Origin of the sequence: Bacteroides sp. NSJ-48, from assembly GCF_014287405.1 — a bacterium.
Lineage (GTDB): Bacteria > Bacteroidota > Bacteroidia > Bacteroidales > Bacteroidaceae > Bacteroides > Bacteroides stercoris.
The window spans coordinates 1-20110 of the sequence record NZ_JACOOD010000059.1 but is presented as its reverse complement, the minus strand read 5'-3'; the positions used below and the strand labels follow the sequence as shown (position 1 = coordinate 20110).

Annotated in this window: 19 protein-coding genes and 1 tRNA gene; 11 read left to right on the top strand and 9 right to left on the bottom strand. The window is 46.4% G+C overall.

Features of this window, described 5'->3' with window-relative positions:
- Positions 1-189: transposase (locus tag H8S52_RS18135; RefSeq protein WP_032935031.1), on the top strand; the 189-nt coding region annotated here is incomplete at its 5' end.
- Positions 190-452: 263 nt separating this feature from the next.
- On the opposite strand, the gene H8S52_RS18130 is transcribed toward H8S52_RS18135, so the two are convergent.
- The 3 genes from H8S52_RS18130 to H8S52_RS18120 all read right to left on the bottom strand — a co-directional run bounded on the left by H8S52_RS18130 (position 453) and on the right by H8S52_RS18120 (position 3074).
- Positions 453-525 (bottom strand) — tRNA-Lys (locus H8S52_RS18130).
- 94 nt (positions 526-619) lie between these two features.
- Positions 620-1423, bottom strand: a complete 804-nt coding sequence (locus H8S52_RS18125) for an MBL fold metallo-hydrolase (RefSeq protein WP_005654138.1) — start codon at positions 1421-1423, stop codon at positions 620-622.
- 268 nt (positions 1424-1691) lie between these two features.
- Complete coding sequence (locus H8S52_RS18120; protein ID WP_016662617.1) at positions 1692-3074, bottom strand: peptide MFS transporter; 1383 nt, start codon at positions 3072-3074, stop codon at positions 1692-1694.
- 78 nt (positions 3075-3152) lie between these two features.
- On the opposite strand from H8S52_RS18120, the gene H8S52_RS18115 reads away from it, so the two are divergent.
- A complete protein-coding gene (locus H8S52_RS18115; RefSeq protein WP_186910338.1) occupies positions 3153-3845 on the top strand; it encodes an HAD family hydrolase in 693 nt (230 codons plus the stop codon).
- 115 nt (positions 3846-3960) lie between these two features.
- Here the strand turns inward: H8S52_RS18115 and uxaC are convergent, their stop codons facing one another.
- Positions 3961-5367 (bottom strand): glucuronate isomerase, encoded by a 1407-nt coding sequence (gene uxaC, locus H8S52_RS18110; RefSeq protein WP_186910337.1) that lies wholly within the window; start codon positions 5365-5367, stop codon positions 3961-3963.
- Between the two features lie 230 nt (positions 5368-5597).
- Here uxaC and H8S52_RS18105 point away from each other — a divergent pair, with 230 nt between their 5' ends.
- The 4 genes from H8S52_RS18105 (at position 5598) to H8S52_RS18090 (ending at position 9547) form a co-directional block, all read left to right on the top strand.
- Complete coding sequence (locus tag H8S52_RS18105) at positions 5598-6659, top strand: substrate-binding domain-containing protein (RefSeq protein ID WP_117955927.1); 1062 nt, start codon at positions 5598-5600, stop codon at positions 6657-6659.
- Positions 6660-6723: 64 nt separating this feature from the next.
- Entirely contained in the window at positions 6724-8202 is a 1479-nt protein-coding gene (locus H8S52_RS18100; RefSeq protein WP_022104364.1) for a tagaturonate reductase, read from the top strand.
- Between the two features lie 162 nt (positions 8203-8364).
- On the top strand, positions 8365-8799 hold the full coding sequence (locus tag H8S52_RS18095) for a DUF6078 family protein (RefSeq protein WP_005654145.1): 435 nt from the start codon (positions 8365-8367) through the stop codon (positions 8797-8799).
- Positions 8800-9094: 295 nt separating this feature from the next.
- A complete protein-coding gene (locus H8S52_RS18090; RefSeq protein ID WP_117742447.1) occupies positions 9095-9547 on the top strand; it encodes a hypothetical protein in 453 nt (150 codons plus the stop codon).
- Here H8S52_RS18090 and H8S52_RS18085 read toward each other — a convergent pair.
- Both H8S52_RS18085 and H8S52_RS18080 read right to left on the bottom strand, forming a co-directional pair.
- Positions 9525-10046, bottom strand: a complete 522-nt coding sequence (locus H8S52_RS18085; protein ID WP_022104363.1) for an FHA domain-containing protein — start codon at positions 10044-10046, stop codon at positions 9525-9527. The genes H8S52_RS18090 and H8S52_RS18085 overlap by 23 nt on opposite strands.
- 46 nt (positions 10047-10092) lie before the next feature.
- Complete coding sequence (locus H8S52_RS18080; protein WP_186910336.1) at positions 10093-11175, bottom strand: SPOR domain-containing protein; 1083 nt, start codon at positions 11173-11175, stop codon at positions 10093-10095.
- A gap of 244 nt (positions 11176-11419) precedes the next feature.
- Between H8S52_RS18080 and H8S52_RS18075 the strand changes: the two genes are divergently transcribed.
- From H8S52_RS18075 to H8S52_RS18060, 4 genes are read left to right on the top strand one after another with little or no spacing between them, the layout of a single operon-like run.
- Positions 11420-12853: a capsule assembly Wzi family protein gene (locus H8S52_RS18075; protein ID WP_117986094.1), complete on the top strand. Its 1434-nt coding sequence runs from the start codon at positions 11420-11422 to the stop codon at positions 12851-12853.
- Between the two features lie 4 nt (positions 12854-12857).
- A complete protein-coding gene (gene rfbC, locus H8S52_RS18070) occupies positions 12858-13406 on the top strand; it encodes a dTDP-4-dehydrorhamnose 3,5-epimerase (RefSeq protein WP_005654157.1) in 549 nt (182 codons plus the stop codon).
- A 3-nt stretch (positions 13407-13409) separates the two neighbouring features.
- Entirely contained in the window at positions 13410-14723 is a 1314-nt protein-coding gene (locus H8S52_RS18065) for a UDP-glucose/GDP-mannose dehydrogenase family protein (RefSeq protein ID WP_186910335.1), read from the top strand.
- Between the two features lie 15 nt (positions 14724-14738).
- Positions 14739-15527 (top strand): DUF4738 domain-containing protein, encoded by a 789-nt coding sequence (locus H8S52_RS18060; RefSeq protein WP_117907449.1) that lies wholly within the window; start codon positions 14739-14741, stop codon positions 15525-15527.
- 14 nt (positions 15528-15541) lie between these two features.
- Here the strand turns inward: H8S52_RS18060 and H8S52_RS18055 are convergent, their stop codons facing one another.
- Positions 15542-16834 (bottom strand): DEAD/DEAH box helicase, encoded by a 1293-nt coding sequence (locus H8S52_RS18055; protein ID WP_186910334.1) that lies wholly within the window; start codon positions 16832-16834, stop codon positions 15542-15544.
- 129 nt (positions 16835-16963) lie between these two features.
- On the bottom strand, positions 16964-18193 hold the full coding sequence (gene serB / locus H8S52_RS18050) for a phosphoserine phosphatase SerB (protein ID WP_005654165.1): 1230 nt from the start codon (positions 18191-18193) through the stop codon (positions 16964-16966).
- A 276-nt stretch (positions 18194-18469) separates the two neighbouring features.
- Between serB and H8S52_RS18045 the strand changes: the two genes are divergently transcribed.
- Positions 18470-18973, top strand: coding sequence for a thioredoxin family protein (locus H8S52_RS18045; protein WP_005654168.1), 504 nt, complete (start codon positions 18470-18472; stop codon positions 18971-18973).
- Positions 18974-19342: 369 nt separating this feature from the next.
- Here H8S52_RS18045 and H8S52_RS18040 read toward each other — a convergent pair.
- On the bottom strand, positions 19343-20110 hold a 768-nt coding region (locus H8S52_RS18040), incomplete at its 5' end, for a transposase (protein ID WP_186910333.1).

Sequence of the window (20110 nt, the reverse complement as noted above, 5' to 3'; positions counted from 1 at the left end):
ATGGAGTTCAACAAGGTACTTGATACCTTTTCAAACCATAGTACGACCATCATAAATTATTTTGAAGAACGATTGACAAATGCTTCAGCGGAGTCGTTCAATGCTAAAATCAAAGCTTTTCGAAGCCAGTTAAGAGGGGTGGCTGATCTGAAATTCTTCATGTTCAGACTGGCTAGGCTATACGCTTAAAAGAAAGCTTGCCAACCGGGAAAATCCGCTGACCCGAAAATCCGCTGACCCGAACATTTTCACTGCATGTTATAAATGAATTAACGTGAAACTGATAAGCAAAGCTGTTTTTATAATATAGTAAAATTACATTTTGTTTAGTCGGAATTTATAAAATATCATGAAAGATAAACGGTTTTCATTTTGTAGAGATTCATAAAAGAAAAAGCTCCAAAAATCATTGATTTTTGGAGCTTTTTCTTCAATTTACTTTTTTTTATTCGTACACCCTCAGGGATTCGAACCCTGGACCCACTGATTAAGAGTCAGTTGCTCTACCAACTGAGCTAAGAGTGCATCGCTAATGTCTCATTTGCGGGTGCAAAGGTAGTCCTTTTATTTTATTTTGCAAACAATTCCAGGAGTTTTTTTCGATGAAATCGGCATATTTTTATTCAAACTCATATAGTTCGGAAGGCGTAGTTCTCTTTAAAGCGCAGAGTTGTACGTCTTTACCTACGATGATACCTTTTTCTCTTAATTTCCATTCAACAGTTTTATAGGCCAGTTCCGGGTGATTGTTATCTTTACTTAGATGGCAAAGCCAGATGTATTGCAGATGTTCTGTGAAATTTTCTGCAAGGAATTCTGCGGTATCAATGTTACTCATGTGTCCGGTACGACCGGTTATGCGCTCTTTCAGGTATTGGGGATAAGTACCCATACGCAGCATTTCATCATCGTAATTGGCTTCCAGTATCAAATAGTTGGCTTTGCAGATATAATGTGCTGCGGTAGGAGTTATTTCTCCAAGGTCGGTAAGAAAAGAGAATACCTTTCCGTCTATCTCGATGCAATATCCCACATTGTCCGTACCGTCATGAGGAACTTCAAAAGATTCGATACGGAAATCTTCCAGTTGCATAGGCTGTTGTTTCTCCAGATAGCGGACGGATGAATGCAACTTCTCCGTCATGCAATAACTCTTATTAATACCTTCGTGAATGCGTGCCGTTGTATAAATAGGTATATTCAGTTTTTCTCCCAATCCGCCTACCGCTTTTATATGGTCGGCATGGTCATGGGTAACAAACACCGCACGTATCATTTCCATGTTGATACCTGCCTCTTTTAATCCTTTTTTTATGGTACGGACAGCGATACCGGCATCAATAAGTATTCCGTATTTTTCTGTGCCTATATAATAGCAATTGCCACTGCTACCACTTGCAAGGCTTATAAATCTTACTTTCATTCTAATCTCCTTAATTAAAAAGAGGGTATGTTAAAATTCGCTTATTATTTGTTTCTTTTTAGGCACGGATTACATGGAAAGCACAGATTTTCTTTATTCTTTTTTCCGTGAAATCCGTGTAATCCGTGCCTAAAAAATCATCAAGTGTATCTCGACACCCCTCAAAGACAGTGCCATGAGGACAGAATTAAGCATGCTTAATTTATGCCGGATGCGACCTGTCTTTACATCGGGCGACAAATATAGCGAAAATATGCAATATAAAAGATTATACTTTCTTCTTTTTGTCGATGGATTCGGTGGTTTTGGCAAAAATCAGCAACGCTATGGCAGCCACCAATCCTATTCCCGCAAAGTAATACCAGATGTAATGCGCATTGGCGCTGGCAGCTTCCCAAGCTTCCCGGGTTGCAAATAAAGCCGGGTCGGGACAATATTTGGTAAGCAATACACCCGCTATGCCAAAACCGAAAATAGAGGATAGGAAAGAATGGAGATGGCTGAATCCGAGATACATGCCTTCTTCTCCCTCAGGAGCCTGTAAAGAGAAATATTCCAGATAGCGCGGAGAAATAAAGCATTCCGCCAAAGCTTGAACTACAATACCGAGTATCATCATCAATGTAATATTGCTCATGCCGGAAATAATCTCGTTGCCCAGTAGGTTTCCACACGCCATCAGCAATGCGGAAACAGGAATCAGGAACATACCGATGTTCATGGATGTAATAGCCGTACGCTTTGCCATCCACCTGGTGATGAAACTTACACAGCAAACCACAACAAAAGGATTTACATTAGCTATCCAGCCCGGCTTGGCCGTTTCGCCCGCCATACGGATAACATACTTGGGCATTGTGGCATATAATTGTTGCTGCACCATCCAGAATCCAGTTACGATAAGGATAAGAATCAATAAACGCCAGTTGGTGATGATGCGCAGGAAGCCTTGGCCTATTTCGCGCATGCTTTTACCTTCGCCTGCCGTATGTGCCGATTTATACAGAAGGACAACGGACAGCAACGCCAGAATAGTCATTGTGGCAGAGAAGAAGTTGATATAGATATAGGCCTGCTCACCGATAGCGTTGCGCAAGGGGTCGATAATGGTCTTTCCGGTAAAAGCACCGAAGTTCACCATCATATAAAAGATTGAATAACCACGGGCGCGGGTTGCTTCGGTGGTTTCTTTCGCAACCGATGCGGATATGATAGATTTGATGAACGAACCGCCGAGCATGATGACAAACAAAACGGGAACAATCATCCACCGTTCGCTACTGTCGGCCAGCCCTGAAAAGCGCGTTACTTCGCCATATTCCACCAGTCCGGCAGCTTCCAGCAGTGTAGGCAGCACGCCCAGACCCAAATATCCTGCAGACAGTAAGGAAAATGCGATAATCATTGATTTACGGAAACCTATCTTGTCGGCATAAGCTCCGGTAAAAATGGGAAGCAGATACAGTCCGCCCGAAAACAGGCCGGAAATCATACTTGCTTCAAAATCGTTAAAACCTAAAATATTGGACAGATAAATGGTAAGAACAATAAATACGGCATAATATGCCATGCGTTCAAAAAGTTCTACTGTGTTGCTTACCCAAAAGGCTTTGCTGAAACCTTTGGCATTAGTTTGGGGTGATTGAGTCATCCTTTACTGATTAATAGTTATGTTTTAATTACTTATATTTGCAGCAAATATACTCAATAACAATAAAACGGACAACGTATGAAAGATAAAATAGAAGTAGTAGCATTCGATGCAGACGATACCCTTTGGGAAAACGAGGTTTATTTTCAGGAGTTTGAGCATCAGTTCTGTGATTTACTGAAAGCATACCAACCGCAGAGTGCCGTTTCGCAGGAACTGTTCAAGACAGAGATGAAAAACCTGCACATGTATGGCTACGGCTTGAAAAGCATGATGCTCAGCATGATTGAAACAGCCTGCCGGATTACCGGAGGAGAAGGTAACATGCATTGCGTGAAAGAAATCGTCAGGCTGGGGCAGGAGCTTCTGCAAAGACCCGTAACGCTTCTGAACGGGGTGGAAGAGGTGCTGCTCCGCCTGCAAGGAAAATACAGGCTGGTACTGGCGACCAAAGGAGACCTGTTCGACCAAAGAAGAAAAGTCCGGGAGTCGGGATTGATGCACTACTTCTGCCACATCGAGATAATGAGTGACAAGAAAGAAGCCGATTATCGGAAACTCCTTACCACTGTGGAATGTGCTCCGCAGAATTTCCTGATGTTGGGAAACTCCGTCAAGTCGGACATACTGCCGGTTTTGGAGCTGGGCGGATATGCCGCCCACATTCCTTACCACGTCACCTGGCAGTATGAAACCCATGATGGGGATATTGCGCATCCCAACTTCATCCGGTTAAAAAACATCACGGATATAATGGAATATCTCCTGTAAGGTAGCTGTTGTACAGGAAAGCTTAATTCAGCGGTATCCAATAAAAAGCCCTTCCACGCTTGTCATAAGGTATCAAGCATGGAAGGGCTGATTTTTAATTATCTCATTCCCGTCTTTAGAACTGGAAGAACTTCTTGGCGTTGTAATAACTGATGTCCTCAATCATCTGATTGACGCGTTCCATTTCGGAAACGGGAATTTCACCGTTTTCCACATCACGGCCTACGAGGTTACACAACGTGCGGCGGAAGTATTCATGACGCGGATAGGAGAGGAAAGAACGCGAGTCTGTCAGCATACCTACGAAACGGCTCAGCAGGCCGAGTACGGAGAGTGCATTCATCTGTTTTTCCATACCGTCTTTCTGGTCGAGGAACCACCATCCCGAACCGAATTGAATCTTGCCGGCAACAGTACCGTCCTGGAAGTTACCCAGCATGGTAGCGATTACCTCATTGGCACATGGATTCAGGTTATACAGAATGGTCTTTGCCAGCTTGCCTTCCGAATTCAGACGGTCGAGGAATTTAGCCATCGCCTTGGCGGTTGTAAACTCGCCGATAGAGTCGAAACCGGTGTCCGGGCCGAGCAGTTTGAACATCTTGCTGTTGTTGTTGCGGATAGCTCCGTAGTGGAATTGCTGTGTCCAGCCCTTTTCCCAATCCATCTCGCCAAAGGCAACCAGCATAGCCGACTTGAACTTCAGGATTTCTTCCTTAGTCAGTGCAGTACCGCCATATACCTTATTGAAGATTGCTTTAATTTCCGCATCCGTATAGTCTTCCGCATAGAATTCTTCGATGCCGTGGTCGGACAGTTTGCATCCCTGAGCGGCGAAGAAGTCATGACGCTTGCGCAAAGCAGCAATCATATCGTCGAAAGTAGAAATAGTCACACCGCTTACTTCCGCCAGCTTCTCTACGTAAGCACGGAAATCGTCGGGAACTTCCACCGCCATCGCCTTGTCGGGACGCCAGGTAGGAAGCATCTTTATCTCAAATCCGCTCTCACGGGTCTTGATATGATATTCCAGCGAGTCAATGGGGTCGTCCGTAGTACAAACGGTTTCCACGTGATAACGGCGCATCATGCCGCGGGCAGAATATTCGGGTTGTTTCAGTTTCTCGTTACATTCGTCGTAGATTTCACGTGCGGTCTTGGGATTCAGAATCTTGTCGATGCCGAATGCCGTCTTCAGTTCCAGGTGCGTCCAGTGATACAAAGGATTGCGGAGAGTATAAGGTACGGTTTCCGCCCATTTCTCAAACTTTTCCCAATCGGTGGTGTCCTTGCCGGTACAGAAACGTTCGTCCACACCGTTGGTACGCATGGCACGCCACTTGTAGTGGTCGCCGCCCAGCCAGATTTCCGTCAGTGACTTGAATTGGTAGTCGTCTGCTACCATTTGTGGAATTAAATGACAGTGATAGTCGATAATCGGCATTTTAGCCGCATGTTCGTGGTACAACTTCTGAGCGGTTTCAGTCTGCAACAGGAAGTTTTCATCCATAAAGTTTTTCATCTTCTTGTGTTTTAAGTATCTAAAAATTTTACTTTCTTGTCGTTACACCTATATAGTATTGATTGTAAAGCTAATAGGCTCGATAACGCTTTTTGCTTTTATTAACCGTTATCGAACACAAAAGTAGAAATTTTACTTGGAGAAACAAAATAATTCGTATCTTTGCGGCAAATATTTATAATATTTAAGTTTTAAACGTAAGACCTTTAAACGCCTTAGGGTAGAAGAAAATGGAAAACAAGAACTATACGATCAAAGACATTGCACGCATGGCCGGCGTCTCTGCCGGAACCGTAGACCGCGTGCTTCATAACCGGGGCGACGTATCCCGTGCAAGCAGAGATAAGGTTCAAAAAGTCCTCGATGAAATTGATTATCATCCCAACATGTTTGCCATAGGCCTGGCGGCAAAGAAGCGCTACCATATAGTATGTATCATACCTTATTATATAGAGCATGATTACTGGCACTCCGTTGCGGCGGGCATAGACCGTGCCGCGCAAGAGCTGCGGCCGTTCAACGTAGGGGTGGACTATCTTTTTTACAGCCATGCGGATAAAGCGTCCTATGAAACGGCATGTGCGCAACTTCAATCCGTTGTTGCCGACGGGGTGTTGATAGCTCCGAATTTTCAGGATGATACCCTGAAGCTGACATCGTATCTGGAAGATAAAAAGATACCTTATGCCTTCATCGACTTCAATATGGAGCAGACTCATGCGCTATGCTATATAGGCCAGGACTCCAAAGTCAGCGGATACATTGCCGCCAAAATACTGATGCGCCGCTACCGGGAAGGGCAGGAGCTGGCACTTTTCCTGAACAATCAGAAGAACAGTCCCGCCGAGGTGCAGATGCAACGTCGCCTGGAAGGCTTTATGCAGTATCTTGCGGCCGAGCACAAGAACCTGACTATACACGATGTCGTTCTCCACAAGGAAGACACCGCTGCCAACGAGGAAGTGCTGGATGCTTTCTTCTCCGGACATCCCAAAGCCACTTTAGGGGTCGTGTTCAACTCACGCGTGTATCAAGTGGCGGACTACTTGCAGAAAAAGAACCTGAAGCTGGATGCACTGGTCGGCTACGACCTGCTTCAGAAGAATGTGGAATACCTGAAAAACGGCGAAGTGAACTATCTCATCGGGCAGCGGCCGGGACTGCAAGGTTATTGCGGCATCAAAGCGCTGTGCAATCACGTGGTATTCAAGAAGCCAGTCACAGCCGTAAAATATATGCCTATCGACATCCTGATGAAGGAAAACATCGACTTCTATTTTGAGTTTGAATAATCCTGCATATATAAGAAAGACTATCAATCATAATCCAACAATCATAATTAAAATCATTTTCAAGATGAAAGCATTAAACAAACAGACGGCTCCCAAGTCCGTTGCTCCCGAACGAATCATCCAGTTCGGCGAAGGTAACTTCCTTCGTGCATTTGTAGACTGGATTGTTTACAACATGAACCAAAAGACCGACTTCAACGGCAGTGTTGTAGTGGTTCAGCCTATCGAAAAAGGAATGGCGGAATGGCTGAACGGCCAGGATTGCCTTTACCATGTCAACCTGCAGGGCCGTTTGAACGGTGAAGCGGTAAACAGCCTCACGCGTATCGACTGCATCAGCCGCGCATTGAATCCCTATTCTCAGAACTCTGCATTCATGGCGCTTGCCGACCAGCCCGAAATCCGTTTCGTTATCTCCAACACCACGGAAGCCGGCATTGCGTTCGACCCGAACTGCAAGTTCAGCGACGCCCCCGCATCTTCTTATCCGGGCAAGCTGACCCAGTTGCTGTTCCGCCGCTTCAAGACGTTCAAGGGCGACAAGAGCAAAGGTCTTATCATCATGCCTTGCGAATTGATTTTCCTGAACGGACATCACCTGAAAGAATGTATCTACCAGTACATCGAACTGTGGAAAGACGACTTCGGCGCAGATTACGAGAAGTTCAAGACCTGGTTTACAAAGTACTGCTATGTATGCGCCACACTGGTAGACCGCATCGTTCCGGGCTTCCCGCGCAAGGAGATTGCGCAGATTCAGAAGAAAATCTGTTATGCCGACAACCTGGTTGTACAGGCCGAAATCTTCCACCTGTGGGTTATCGAGGCAGCCGAAAACCTCTCTCTCCGCCAGTTGGCAGAGGAATTCCCTGCAAACAAGGCGGGATTGAACGTACTCTTCGTGAAGTCCGAAGCCCCTTACCACGAAAGAAAGGTTACTTTGCTGAACGGTCCTCACACCGTGCTTTCTCCGGTGGCTTACCTGAGCGGCGTAAACATCGTGCGCGATGCCTGCAACCATCCCGTTATCGGCAAGTATGTCCGTAAAGTACAGTTCGACGAACTGATGCAGACACTGAATCTGCCTATGGACGAACTGAAGAAGTTCGCAGCCGATGTATTGGAACGTTTCGACAATCCTTACGTAGAGCACCAGGTAACCAGCATCATGCTGAATTCCTTCCCGAAATACCAAACCCGCGACCTGCCGGGCTTGAAGACTTATCTGGAACGCAAGGGCGAACTTCCGAAAGGCCTCGTACTCGGTCTTGCCGCCATCATCACATATTACAAGGGCGGCGTACGTGCCGACGGCGCTGAAATCACCCCGAACGACGCTCCCGAAATCATGCAACTGCTGAAAGACCTTTGGGCAACAGGCGATACCCGCAAGGTAGCGGAAGGCGTATTGGCAGCCAAAGACCTCATCTGGGGCGAGCACGGAGACTTGAACGCCATTCCGGGACTGACGGATATGGTAACCGGCTTCCTGAACTCTATCCAGGAGAAGGGTATGCTGGAAACAGTAAAAAGCATTCTCTGATAAAGAACCGGTATGACAAAAGGAAACAGGGCAGGGCTTCGGCTTTGCCTTGTTTTTTTTATGCTCGTCCTACCCAATAAAACAGCCGTTATATGGTGCCGGCCGGATTTTTTCGCGTATCTTTACCGGATAAAGCGATATTCATCAAAATTCTGATAACTAATGGAAAACAACTCCGACTTAAACAATCAAGCAGCCCAATACACATTGTGCTTCAACACCCGATGCCCGAAAGCCGAAAACTGCCTGCGGCACAGTATGACACAGTACACCACGGCGCAAAACATCCGGCTGTCCGTCATCAACCCCCTCTGCTATCCGGCGGCAGGGAAGGAGTGCCCGCACTTCCGCAGCAACAAGAAAATACGGGTGGCATGGGGCTTCAAGAAGCTTTACGATGATATGCCCGCACGCATCTCCCGTGCCATTCACCTCAATCTGGAAGCCATATTCAACCATTCGCCCTATTACCGGTATCGCAACCAGAAGCTGGGGCTTACTCCGAAGCAGCAGGAGTGCATCCGTCAGGTATGCCGGAAGCATGGCTGGAAAGAGGAGATACAGTTCGACCGGTACACCGAGGAATACGACTGGTAAGCACTTTGTCGGTATTCCACCGCAGGGTAGCCAGCATTCCACCACAGGATACCTCAACTACCGGCAGGTGGTACAAGGAATACCAACCGTTGGTAGCTCTTGTACCATGCAGTGGTACGCGCCGTACCTTAGTAAGGTACTTCTCGTACCAAGCTGTGGTACGGACAGTACCAAGCAAAGAAATTTATTGGTACATGCATACAACTGACCGCCAGCAAGGTACACAATATGAATTTACGAACATATTTTCATTATCTTTGTTCCCTGTATCAGCAGAATTATACAAAACAGAAACATGAAATACGGAGTAAACAGAAAAGTATTGCTTATTACCGCCGGAGTGGTATGGATTATAGCCGGGGTCAATATCCTCAGGATAGGAATAATGACATGGCTGACAGATTCCCAATACTGGCTTTTCAAGATAGGAGAGGCCACAGTCGTGTTCCTTCTCTTCTTTTTGTTTGTTTTCAAAAGGCTTTATTACAAGCACACCAAACGTATCGGAGAAAAGAAGAAAGAGAAGAACTGCCCTTTTTCTTTCTTTGACGTAAAAGGCTGGATTATAATGGTCTTCATGATAACGTTCGGCATTACGATGCGCTCGTTCCATATATTGCCGGACGCGTTTATTTCGGTGTTCTATACCGGGCTGTCGCTTGCGCTCATCTTCACCGGAGTATTGTTTATACGCTATTGGTGGATAAACCGGAAAGGCAATCTCTTTACTCCGCCGCCCGAAGAATAAAAGTGGTGGCGCCGATGGTTACAATGGCTCCGTCCTCAATGCGGATACGGTCTTTATCACCCAGAATTTCATTGTTCAGGAAAGTACCCGTCAGGCTGGGGGCGTCGCGCAGGGTATAGACAAGGTTGCCTTGCTTGTTGCGCTTCACATTGATAATGCAGTGCGTACGGTCCATGCTCATGTCCGAGGTTTCTATCGGGACATTGACAACCGTCCCTACGCAGCGGCGGCCGATTTTATTGTCTCCCTCCTGTAGCGGCAGTACCTGCTTGAATCCGAAAACATTCTCAATGACCGTAATGCTTCCGAATGCTTCCTTGTATTCGGTTTCGTCCGGATTCTCCTCTTTCTGCGGAGCTTTCATCTTTGTCTTGCCCAAACGTATGCTGAACTGCTTCTTGCAGTTCTCGCAGACAAACACCAGGGATTGGCCTTCCGTATATTTTGTTTCGTCGAAAGTCAGATAGTTCTCACATTTGGGGCAACGGATACGTTTCATTGAATTGTCGGAATAGTTGATGATTAATGATTGACTGTGAAGAAAATTATCTTTTCAGAACCCAGGCACTCTTGTATGCTTCATTCTGGCGAATCAGGTTCAAAGCGCGGTATGCCTCTTTCTCCGTGGCACAGGACTGAATGCTGACGCGCATTTTGCCGTCACCGATAATCGCTTTAGCTCCTGCATAACCTTTGGCAACCAACTGCTGCGCCATGGCGTCGGCGTCTTTTTCAGAACCCACGCTGGCTATGATAATATGATAAGGTGTCTTTACGGCTTGAACGGCAGGAGCGGCAACTGTAGGCGCTGCTTTAGGCTGAGCCGCAATTGTTGCAGCCTGCTGACGGACTTTTACTTCTTTTACGGCAACGGGAGCAATCGGTTTCTTGCCGGCGCTACGGGTGGTTTTCGCCTTTTTACCCGTCTCCTGCTGATGGATGACAATCGGAGTGATGGCCAATGACTGCTTTTCTATCTGCCCGAACAAATCACCGGGCAGCAGCCGCGCATAGTTGGCTTCCATCACTTCGGTGTTTTCTACGGGTGCGGGAAGAAAAAAGAACAGAGCCGCAACGGCAATCATGGCAACGGCATTCGCCAGATAAGAAGTGTTGATTCGCATCCCATACTTACGCTTCTTTTCTTCCCGGACAACCGGTGCGAAAGGAATAGTCTTGCTTCCGTTCCGGCAGGGCTTGTGCAAGACTGTCAGTTCCTGCATTTCAAAACTGCCAAGCCCGTATAAGTAAGGAGTAGTAAGCTTATCATCGTAAGGTGTGAAATCGTAGGAATCATGAATGTTATAGCGCAATTCGCCGATATTGGGCAAATCTGCTTTTCCATTCTCATGAAGAAGAGCCAGCAGTTCTTTCACCGATTTGCCTACAATCCTGGTGGCATCGGAAAAATCCGTATCATACACAGCCATGTAGGATTGCACCAACAGCCCGTCGTTCATCTTCAGTTGCGGATTGAAGCCGATGATGCGGGTAGGGGGCAAAAACGTATTTTCTTCCGCCACTCTCATTGCCGGAGTGTAGTGAGCGACAAATCCGCCCAACCCCGGAACAATGACACAATCATTCTCCAATAATAATGCTTCTATGTGCTGTGCTAATTCAATCATGCTACAAAAGTAGCGGTTTTATCGGATATATGCCACTTTCGGGCTGCTTTTCTTACTAAGAATTTATAAACACGGCAAACTTTGGAAACTCCTTTATCGCCCATGACCGATATATTAGATTTTTTTCCTACTTTTGCACCGTTTTCTACGTTTCTCTTTAATCAGGACTATAAACTATATTATATATTCGATAATGAACACAGATAACTGTCAGCACTTAATCAAATACAGACTATTTGCCGTAATGCGTATTCCCATCTGTTTGTTGGCCATTATTCTTGCAGGTAGCGGTATGGCAACGGCACAGGTTTCGCCTTTTGTGGAATACGGAGCCACCGTGCACACGGGCGACAATATTCCTTTGTGGCAAGTGAGCAACCAACAGGGGCTCGGCTCTATTTACGACAATACGTATATACGGGGCGGACTGGGCTACAAACACCGGCTCGGCAAGTGGAAGTTCGAAGAAAAGCTGGACATGGTAGCAGCCGTGGGCATGAACTTCAAGGGCGACAAGGATATTTTTATCCAGCAGGCCTATATAGATGCACGTTACAAGTGGCTGGGAATTTTTGCCGGAAGCCGCGAGAAAGGCGCTCCATTGCTGAATAACGCTTTGAGTAGCGGTGACATGACATGGTCGGGCAACGCGAGGCCGATTCCGCAAATAATGATAGGCATCCCCGAGTACTTGTATGTCCTTCCGCGTTTCGCCATTAAAGGTGAAATCTCTTACGGATGGTTCACCGATAACAAATATCAGGAACGGAAGGTAGGAGCAGGGCATTGGTACACAAAAGACATCAAATATCATCATAAAGAAGGATTTGTCCGCGTCGGTGTGCCCAACGGAAAATGGCAGCTCGACATCGGCATGACGCTCGATACGCAATTCGGCGGAACGCTGGTGAATGCGGACGGCAGCACGGTAAATCTGGGCAATACGCTGAAAGATTATTTCAGAGTATTTATCCCCGGCTCCGGCGGTGAAGACAAACCTTGGAACGACAGCAATTTCTATCAGGGCAACTTCCTGGGCAGCGAACAGGTAAAGCTGACCCACCGTTCCGATAAATTCTCTATCAGCGCATACCTGTGCAATCATTTCGACGACTTCTCCGCCATGGGCAAGCAGAACGGTTGGGACGGATTGTGGGGACTTGAAATGAACTTCAACAACTTCAAGCCCGTCAATGCGGTTGTGTTCGAGTTCCTGCAGACCACCAATATGAGTGGTCCGCTGCACGGCTTGCACGAACCAGAAGAAGGTCCCGTACACAAGACCGGCGGTTCCGACAACTATTACAACAACGGTCTTTACCCCGGCTGGACGCATTGGGGCATGATGATAGCCAATCCGTTGATTGCTTCGCCTATCTATAACCGGGACGGTGACATGACGTTCAAGTACAACCGCATAAAAGCGCTGCACATCGGCTGGAGCGGACAAATAACTTCCGAATGGAGCTACATAGCCAAAATGAGCCACAACAGAACATGGGGTACTCCCGGTGCTCCCACACTGGATATTCTGGAGAACTTTTCGGCCTATGCCTCGTTCTCTTATTCTCCCGAAAGATGGAAAGGCTGGAACTTCAACGCCTCTCTCGCTTTGGACATGGGAGATATATACGGAGACAACTTCGGATTTCAAATGAAAATACATAAAACATTCTAAAGCAATGAACTACATACAGACAGAAATTGACGGCGTATGGATCATCGAACCGAAAGTGTTCAATGATGCACGCGGCTACTTCATGGAAGCCTTTAAGGAAGAAGAATTCCGTGCCAATATCGGCGATGTACATTTCGTACAGGACAACGAATCAAAATCCTCTTTCGGCGTACTGCGCGGGTTGCATTATCAGAAAGGCGAATACAGCCAGGCGAAACTGGTACGTGTCATAAAAGGTAAAGTTTTGGATGTTGCGGTCGATTTACGCCGTTCTTCTCCTACGTTCGGCAAGTACGTCAGCGTGGAACTGAGCGAAGAGAACAAGCGTCAGTTCTTTATTCCCCGCGGTTTTGCCCATGGCTTTCTGGTACTGAGCGAAGAGGCAATCTTTACCTACAAAGTAGATAACGGTTATGCTCCGCAGGCGGAAGCATCGATTCGCTTCAATGATGAAACCATAGGCATCGACTGGCCGGTTGCGGAATCTCAGTTCATATTATCGGAGAAAGACGGACATGCCGTATCTTTCAAAGATGCGGAATATTTTGAATAAGATATGAAGATAGCCATTGTCGGTACGGGGTACGTCGGTTTGGTAACCGGTACTTGTTTTGCTGAAATAGGTGTCAATGTCATTTGCGTCGACACAAACAGCGAAAAGATAGAAGCATTGAAGCAGGGTATTATCCCAATCTATGAAAACGGATTGGAGGAAATGGTAAACCGGAACGCGAAAGCAGGACGCCTGCAATTCACGACTTCTCTGGAAAGTTGCCTGAACGAAGTGGATGTTATATTCAGCGCCGTGGGTACTCCGCCCGACGAGGATGGCAGTGCAGACCTGAGTTATGTGCTTGAAGTGGCGCGTACCATCGGGCGTAACATGACGAAATATGTATTGGTGGTAACCAAAAGCACCGTGCCCGTAGGCACCGCCGGAAAGGTGCGCATGGCTATCCAGGACGAATTGGATAAGCGGGGAGTACAGATAGACTTCGATGTAGCTTCCAATCCCGAATTCCTGAAAGAAGGAAATGCGGTAGCAGACTTCATGAGCCCCGACCGGGTAGTGGTGGGAGTGGAGTCCGAACGTGCAAAGAAACTGATGAGCAAACTCTACAAACCGTTTCTGCTGAACAACTTCCGCGTTATCTTCATGGATATTCCGTCTGCCGAAATGACCAAATACGCAGCCAACTCCATGCTTGCCACCCGCATCAGCTTCATGAACGACATTGCCAACCTGTGCGAGCTGGTGGGAGCCGACGTCAATATGGTACGCAGCGGCATCGGTTCCGATACGCGTATCGGCCGTAAGTTCCTCTATCCGGGCATCGGATATGGCGGTTCGTGCTTCCCGAAAGACGTAAAGGCATTAATCAAGACCGCCGAACAGAACGGTTACCGGATGCGTGTGCTCCAGGCTGTAGAGGAAGTCAATGAAAAGCAGAAAAGCATCTTGTTTGAAAAACTGCAACGGCACTTCAACGGCGATTTGCACGATAAGACAATTGCCTTGTGGGGATTGGCTTTCAAGCCGGAAACAGACGACATGCGCGAGGCGCCTTCGCTGATTCTGATTGACAAGTTGCTGAATGCCGGTTGTAAAGTGCGTGTGTACGATCCGGCTGCCATGACGGAGTGCCGCCGCAGGATAGGCGACAACGTCTGCTATGCCACCGATATGTACGATGCCGCACTCGATGCGGATGCCTTGATGCTGGTGACGGAATGGAAAGAATTCCGCCTGCCGTCATGGGTCGTTATCAAAAAAGCCATGAGAACCCCGGTGTTACTGGACGGTCGTAATATCTACGAAAAGAAAGAAATAGAAGAACTTGGATTTACCTACCACTGTATAGGTAAATAAAGGAAGGAGATAGACATGAAAAAACTCGTAATAGAGTTGTGCTGCGTCATAGCGTTGGCTGCATGCGGTAATGGTAAAGAGCAAAAAACAGTCGAAGAAGACGCTATGGCCAAGGCTCTGCTTCAGGGTGTCTGGATAAATGATGAAACCGAACTGCCCCTGATGCGTATAGAAGGAGATACCATATACTATGCCGATCCTCAGAATATCCCCGTATCATTCAAGATTATACGAGATACGATGTATGTGTACGGCAATCATACCGTGACTTACAAGATTGACCGACAGACAGAATACAGCTTCTGGTTTCATTCATTGGCAGATGAGATTATAAAACTGCATAAATCGGAAAATCCGGAGGATATACTCGCCTTTGAAAACAAGGAAGTGGAAGTCATACCCACTACGGAAGTGGTGAAAAAGGACAGCGTAGTGATGTACAAAGGCACACGCTACCGGGGATATGTGTACGTCAACCCTTCGACAATGAAAGTCGTCCGCTCATCCTATTCAGAGGGTGGCATCAGCGTGGACAATGTCTATTATGACAATGTCATACATATTTGCGTGTATGAGGGCAGACGAATGTTGTATGGCAAAGACATTACCAAGAAGGCATTTGCCGGCATCTTTCCCGAAGATATTCTGAGTCAGATGATTCTTGCCGATATGAATTTTATGGGAGTTGATAATAAAGGCTACCAATATCAGGCAACCTTACGCGTGCCGGAAAGCTCCGTATATAGTCTGGCAGATATTACCATCGGATTCGATAATCGGATGGACATAAAAAAAGCGGAATAAATTCCGCTTTTTACTTATTCCTGCTTCTTTGCCTGAGTGGGCTTTTTGCTGCCGTCCCTGCGTTTGTTATTATTTCTGTTGCCGCCTTTGCCGGTTCCGTTGTTCCGGCGTCCGCCGCCTTTAAAGCTGCTGCGTTTGCGTCCGTCATTGGAACGCGGCTTGTATTCGGGAGCTTCACCCAACTCTTCCGGCACAGGTATCTTATAGATTTCTTTTTCCAGGAAATTCTCTATGCTCTTGAAATTCGTCTGTTCCTTTTCATTGACGAAAGTAAGGGCTACACCGTCATTGTTGGCACGTGCCGTACGTCCGATGCGGTGCACGTAATCTTCACTGTCATGCGGCACATCATAATTGATAACCAAACGGATGTCATCTATATCGATACCGCGCGCCACAATATCGGTGGCAACCAGAATATTGATTCGTCCCGCCTTGAACTCGTACATTACTTCCTCACGCTGCGCCTGCTCAAGGTCGGAGTGCATTTCCCCAACGTTCAGCTTCATTTGCTTCAGGGCTTTGGCCACCTCTTTCACCTTCAACTTGGAAGAAGCGAAGATAATGACACGTTCGGGTGTCTGCTCGGCAAAAAGACTGCGGATAATGCCCAGCTTCTGGTTTTCATAGCATATATAAGCAGCCTGTACGATTTTCTCGGCAGGTTTGGAAACAGCAAGTTTCACTTCCGCCGGATTGTTCAGAATGCTCTTTGCCAACTGTTGTATCTTTGCCGGCATTGTGGCCGAGAACATAATGGTCTGACGCTCCTTAGGCAGGAATTTCACAATCTGCATAATGTCATCATAAAATCCCATATCGAGCATACGGTCTGCTTCATCCAAAATGAAATAGGAGACGCGTGAAAGGTCTACATATCCCAGACTGAGATGAGCTATCAGACGTCCCGGAGTAGCGATTACAACATCCGCTCCCAAAGTCAGGCCTTTTTTTTGCTGCTCGAAAAGCACTCCGTCATTACCGCCGTACACGGCCACGCTGCTCACCGGCATGAAATAGGAGAAACCTTCCATCTGCTGGTCTATCTGCTGAGCCAGTTCCCGTGTAGGGGCCATTACTATACAGTTGATGGAATCTTCGGGATGCCCGCCTTCCGAAAGCTTGTTCAATATAGGTAACAGATAGGCGGCTGTTTTTCCGGTCCCGGTTTGTGCAACAGCTATCAAATCCCGGCCTTCGAGTATAACAGGTATTGATTTTTCTTGTATCGGAGTGCACTCGTCAAAGCGCATTGCGTCCAGTGCTTCAAGCACATTGTCATTTAAATTTAGTTCAGAAAACTTCATGTATTTCTTTATATTTGCTGCAAAGATAATGCAAACCGGGGGCAGAACAAAATAAGCTCGCTTAAAAAACAGGCTCCTATGATAATTAATTATCGCAGGAGCCTGTGAATTTTATCGTACGGACTTATTTTACCGCGGAATATCTATATAGGAATCCTTGAATCCCAAGAAATAAAGCACTCCGTCCAAGCCGATGGTATTAATGGACTGCTTGGCATTTGCCACGACTTTAGGCTTGGCATGAAAAGCAATGCCCAATCCGGCTATCCCCAGCATCGGCAAGTCATTGGCTCCGTCACCTACTGCAATGGTCTGTGCTATATCCACTTTCTCAACCTGCGCTATCAGACGCAGTAGTTCCGCTTTGCGTTTGCCGTCCACTACATCGCCGAGATAACGTCCGGTCAGTTTGCCATTCTCTATTTCCAGTTCATTGGCATATACATAGTCAATGCCGTATTTCTGCTGGAGATAATGTCCGAAGTAAGTGAAACCACCTGAAAGAATAGCTATTTTATAACCATATTTCTTCAGAACATACATCAGTCGGTCGACCCCCTCCGTAATAGGCAGGTTCTCGGCAATCTCCTGCATGACAGATTCGTCCAACCCTTTCAATAATGCCACCCGCTCGCGGAAGCTCTCCGTAAAGTCTATTTCTCCCCGCATGGCACGTTCCGTGATAGCCTTTACCTGCTCGCCGACACCTGCACGAATGGCCAGTTCGTCGATAACTTCGGTCTCTATCAATGTGGAGTCCATATCAAAACAGATAAGGCGGCGCATACGGCGATACATATTATCCAACTGGAAAGAGAAATCCATTTCCAGCTCACTGGCCAGCCGCATCAGTTCTTCTTGCATGCCTATACGGTCTTTAGGGGTGCCTCGTACGGAAAATTCAATGCAGGCACGCGTCTTTGTATCGCATTCGTCCAACGGAATACGCCCCGTAAGACGTTTGATGGCATCAATGTTCATTCCTTGCTCCGCCAAAATACGGGTCACCGCCGAAATCTGACGGGCAGACAACTTACGTCCGAGCAACGTGAGAATGTAACGGTTCTTGCCCTGCATGCTCACCCAGTCTTCATATTCTTTTGCTGTAATAGGGTAGAAGCGGATGGTGACACCCAAAGACGATGCCTTGAAAAGCAACTCTTTCATGATAAAGCCGGAATGTTGTTCTTCCGTCTTACATAAAATACCTAACGACAGGGTGTTATGGATGTCGGCTTGTCCGATGTCAAGGATGGTTGCATCGTACTTGGCAAGAATTTCTGTAACCGAAGCCGTCAGTCCCGGACGGTCTTCACCTGTTACGCGGATCAGGATAAGTTCTGTACTTAATGGTTTCATAAGTTGTCTATTAATAGGATAACAAGCCACAAAAGTAAGGAAAAATCCCGCCTTTTATGCTAAATAACATAAAAAATTGCACTGAAAAAGTGAGAAAATTGCTTGTTTATTTGGAAGTTTCTTTAAGAATTACTTACCTTTGCACCCGATTTCAGAATTAAAGGCTTTGAGTATCAATGAATTCCTCTCATTGCAAGGTCTGAGAAGATGACATTCCGGGAAGAAATCACTGCCAAAAAGGACAGTCCCGGATAGTATTAACCAAAATCGTGTTACATGAAATATGTAAAATGGATTTTTGTTGTATTACTAATTGGTTCCTTGACTTCTTTTGTAGAAAAAGACAAACCGACCGGCGGTTTGAATGTGGGTGACATAGCCCCGGACTTCAAAATCCAATCTATGTCTGCCGGGCAACCGTTAGCCGAACTTTCGGACATGAAAGGCAAATATGTGTTGCTTAGCTTTTGGGCAAGTTATGACGCGCACTCCCGGATGCAAAACGCGAGTTTGAGCAATGTGCTTCGTTCCGCTTCCCGCAATGAAAATGTAGAAATGGTTTCCGTCTCATTCGATGAGTATCAGTCTATTTTTAAGGAAACCGTTCGTAAGGACCAAATAGTTACGCCCACCTGTTTCGTGGAAACTAAAGGCGAGTCCTCCGGCTTATTCAAGAAATATCGCTTAGGTCGCGGATTTACTAACTATTTACTGGATGAAAATGGTGTGATTATTGCCAAAAACATCTCTGCTGCAGAGCTTTCGGCTTACTTGAATTAAGCGCTTCAATGCATAGCATGGCAATGAAGGGATTAAAGAACCTGTAAGAAGAAAGTGGGGATTCTTCCGACAAAGGCGGTCTGTCCGCCTGAAAAGAAAGAAGAACAAAACAAAAGAGGAAATGAATACAACAAAAAAGCCGTCCCGCACTTGTGGAAACACAGGAGCGGGACGGCTTCTTATTTTTTAGGGATATTCAGTAAATGTCCCTAAAAAATAAGATGGCATATGAAGATGATAGGACATGACCACTTCATATGCCATTCTTATTGCCATTTTTCGGTGCTTTCTCACATAATTCTATCCGACAGGACATGACGTTCCGGAAGAAGTCTGATGACCTCTTCTGATTCTGTGAGTAACATCATATCATGCTGCTTTAGCTGTTTTGTTTCTGATTTTTTCTATCATCAGTATGGCATTTGCCGTATGTATTCCAAAGAAAATCCACAGTATTTCCGTCTTCCTGTTTCTGGCCTTTATCCTTGAGAGCGAGTAATGTTGCTTCTGAGTGCCGAAGCTTCCTTCAAGCCGTGTGGCCCTTTCTTTTGAGAGTTCGCTTCTAAGCACCTTCCTCAAAGGCTCATCTTTGGCCGCCCTTCCCTTGCGCACAAAGGATGTGGATATCCCATATTTTGTACAGAACTTTCTGTTGGCATTATTGGCATATATGGAATCGGCAGCCACACATCTTACCCTTACATTCATAAGCTTCTGCTGCATACGGATACAGTCCTTCAAGCGTATACCCTCATTGAATGCCTTGAACGATAGGTGTTCGATGAACGATATGCCGTCTATCTGTATATTATTGACCTTTGCACCAAACTCGACGGACTTGGTTTCCTTGCCTCTGACGATGGGACGTACATAATGACGGTCAATGCTGACGATGCGGTCACTGACTTTCCGCCCTTCAAACATTTCCTTTTCTTGTACAAGGACCTTTCTGATGGTGGAAAGACGCTTATGGTAATCCTGGGTATATCGGAGTAAAGCACCGTACTCGCTATGGATCCCATCCCTTTGACTGAGGAGCTTTTCAAGAAGCTTGATCATACGGCGCTTAAGCATTCTTGTCCTTGAAGCTCTCCTCTTTCTTTTCTTGCAGTAGGACAGATAGGATTCCGCCACATT